The following is a 3,416-nucleotide window of genomic DNA, read 5'->3' on the forward strand; positions in this document are numbered from 1 at the left end:
CCGTTGTATGTTCGACTGGCATGGTGTCCGGCGGCTCTGCCTCAAGTTGGGACTCGAGTTCTTCGAGGGCGTTGGCAATTTGTGCCTCATCTGGTTCGGCAACAGCTTCATCTGCGAAGGCTGCCGCTTGCGACCCCCACTCGGGAAGTATGAGTCTGTCTCCTTCCTCCCGAAGCAACTCAACGATGTACTCGAACTTGTGATGGGGCAGTGACTCGCTGGTTTCGATTCGCGGCGCTCGGCTTGAGGAGATACGGTAGAGATTGTCCCAATTTACGCGGACCTGATACGGATACTGGCCTCCCCACGCACTCGCTACGATATTCTTTTCACAGCCGGTTATGGCTGTCATCGGTCCATAGACCTCGTTGTTGCTATAATCGTAGAGTAGAATGGTATCTCTTGGAGCCACCGACCGGTATCGACTCCCCCCGACAAGCTGCCGTCGCAGATATTCTGGCCGGGTGCCAGCATTGCAGAGGTACCTCCAGTAGTTCATTTCTTGATTGATACTCTCTGGTGGAATTGCCTTGAGTTGTTGGTCCCTGCTATTCTTGGAGTTGTGTACTGACCCTCCACTTTTATATCATTTAGATGTTGTTATCTATATTGGGACACTATGGCGGCAGGCGACTCTACAGGGGGCGGAGATTTGATTGAGATTGATGATAGCGCGGCCCCCGTGCTCGTTACCGACGAAATGGGGAGGATTCACTACGGAACCAAACAGGTGGGATTGACGCGACTTGATCGGTCGTATGTAGCCACAGCAGGAATGGCTCTCAAAAAGAACCGTGACCTTGCACTCATTTATCCGTCCGCGCCGACATATCTTCAGTTACCGGTCCTTCTGGCGGTGGGCTATCAGAGCTACAACGCCCCCCCGACGCTTTTCGTCAGCAACCGGTCCGGTGCCGGTATTCGTGAACAGTATTTCGATGTTGGCATCGGTGAGTCGCTGCCCAATTCTCCTATCGAATCGCTCGCGGACTTCACGGCACCGCTTGTGAAGACTGGTGATGGCCGAAGCCTTTCCCACATCTCCCATCACAAACCACGTAACTGGAAGGGAGATTACAGAGGTGTCTCGGTCGTTCACACCACGTTGGGCAGAAAGATTGCCAGTGATTTCCCCAGTAAAGGGCAACTCCCGCTTTCTGGGATTGTTCTTGACCTGACGACGAAGTTGCTTGATGATTTTTCCGTTATCGAACAATATCAAGAGCACGCGGAAGCACGGGGTATACCGCTCCTGTATATCTTCGATTCACCCTGCCACAGGCATCTTGAGCAGCTCGAGGAACAGAATACTGAGCTGTCACCAGATGAGCAGACACTGTTCTGGGGCTACAGCCCGTCGACCCTTCAGAAAGCCGGTACCGGGTTACTCGATATCGAGGCTCGACGCTCGTCGTTTGATCCCCGATCAATAACAGCCGACACCCGAGATCTGACCTCCCCATTCGAAGTTTCTATTCCGGTTTTGCGAAACATCACGAATGGTATCGACCGTGATATTACTGAGCTCACCTACGGAGATCTCAGGCCTGCAGCTACTGATGCCTACAATAAAATCCAGAAAGTAGCTAGCTATGTGCGCCATCGTCGAGATTCGTTCCCCCGCTCGGTTAGCCACGCGATGCGTGACCTCTACTTCACCCACTCGTATCTGAGTACACTTCCGACGTCAGTTGAGTTCCATGATGACGTTATGGCATTTGAGAGCGGCTGGGGTGCAGGCTCAGCGCTAGATCAGATGATCGATAACGTCCGGAAAAACTATGCAGCGCTCGAGAGCGACGTCACTGGTGCTGGAAATATGCTCGAAGACGCCTGCGATTCTCTGTCTCGGATGCGGTCACAGCTTGTTCAGCGGAACCCCAAGGCAGACGAGATTGTAAGCGAACTCAGAACGGCTGTCGACAGTGACGAATCACTGGTCGTCCTGACTGCAACTAACAGACAGACATCGCTACTCCGTTCATTCATCTCCGAACAGGCAGGTATTCGCGGAAGTGAACTTGATGAGGCAGGCATCGAGTTCCACTCGCTGTATAACACCCATACAATTCCGATGGGAGACCGGCTTCTCTTCCCTGGTGTTCCCTCGAAGAGTCACCGACCAGCTGTGATGTCCGGTGTTGCGCCCAGTCAGACATACCTCGCGTATGAATGGGAAACTGACCGCCTTCAGTACTGGCTCGAAGAACTGCAACGAATAACTGACCATCGTTGCGGTCCGGGCGCACTTCGACACACGGCGGAACATCTCGACGTGGACTACAGTGGGCTTTCGACCTATCTCGATCTTCCGGCTGAGGGTCACGAACCAGTTCCGATTTCTCAAGATGATTCCCCGGGATCAACCGCCGACAGCGAGCAGCAAGAAGACAACGAAGGTGAGGTCCCTAAGACCCGAAAGCAAGGTGTTGGGGGTAATCGGACCACAAGTGTTGGCGTCAGCGACTCGGCTGTTGAGAACGACACAGAACTCGATCCAGATTCATTTTCGCCTGATCCCGATGCACTGCAAAATGCAGCGGAGTACTTCGATGATGGTTCCGAACAGGAGTCTGTCAATGAAGGCCGTGAGCTCGAGGAGTCGTCTGAGGACGGGACCGTCGGAGCGGTCAAGATCACGCTGTCTGGCGATTCACATATCTATGAAGATCCAAGCTGGCTCCTATGGGTTTACGACGAACAGCGAACCGGGAAGAAGCGCCGGCAACGGAAAGCTGCAAATGCTCTCGAGACCGGTGATGTGGTGCTCATAACAGAGCAGGAGACTCGTCGCGATATCTTCGAGCACATCGTCGAGAAGATTCGATCCGAAGTACCAGAGTTCAAGAAGTATAGTAAGATGCTGGAATACTGGCGGACCAATCTTGAACGGATTGTGTCAGAAAAAGACCTTTCGTACAATGATATGGCTTCTACTCTGCAATCCTACGCCGATAAGAACGAGGTTCCGGAAGCGAGCCGAACCTACCACTCAGTTCGAACTTGGATCACCAAGGAAGCAATAGGTCCGCGTGACTATCAGGTGATCAAAGCACTGGGCGAGATCTACGATGTCGAGATCTTCAAAGAGCTGGCTATGGAGATAGAAGCCGGACTCGACGAGATTCGGAACCTTCACCGCCAGGTTGGCCGGCACCTCGACAAGATCCTCTTCAGTGCTGGCTCATCAGATGATAGCGATACATGGCTCTTCGAGAAATTCAATATCCGAGTAGGAGACGTGCAGGATGCTGTCGAGTATCGGCGGGTTGAATCGGTGTCAGACGAGCTGTTTCAGGGGAGCAAACGCCACCTCGGGCGTCTCTTCAAAACCTAATCCAACACTCGCCCGCTACTATAAAAGAAGGAAAAACTATCCCGAGGCGTGGTTACAACCAACACCAATCGTCGAAGAA

At 52.9% G+C, this 3,416-nt stretch carries 2 protein-coding genes; one reads left to right on the forward strand and one right to left on the reverse strand.

The window, feature by feature from the left end; all coding sequences use genetic code 11:
• Window positions 1-352 (reverse strand): hypothetical protein (locus QT222_RS04115; protein ID WP_491476399.1); only part of this gene is annotated, 352 nt, incomplete at its 3' end.
• Between the two features lie 267 nt (window positions 353-619).
• Here QT222_RS04115 and QT222_RS04120 point away from each other — a divergent pair.
• Window positions 620-3,337 (forward strand): DrmE family protein, encoded by a 2,718-nt coding sequence (locus QT222_RS04120; protein WP_491476400.1) that lies wholly within the window; start codon window positions 620-622, stop codon window positions 3,335-3,337.
• Window positions 3,338-3,416 lie beyond the last annotated feature (79 nt).

This window comes from Haloferax sp. s1 (assembly GCF_058382125.1).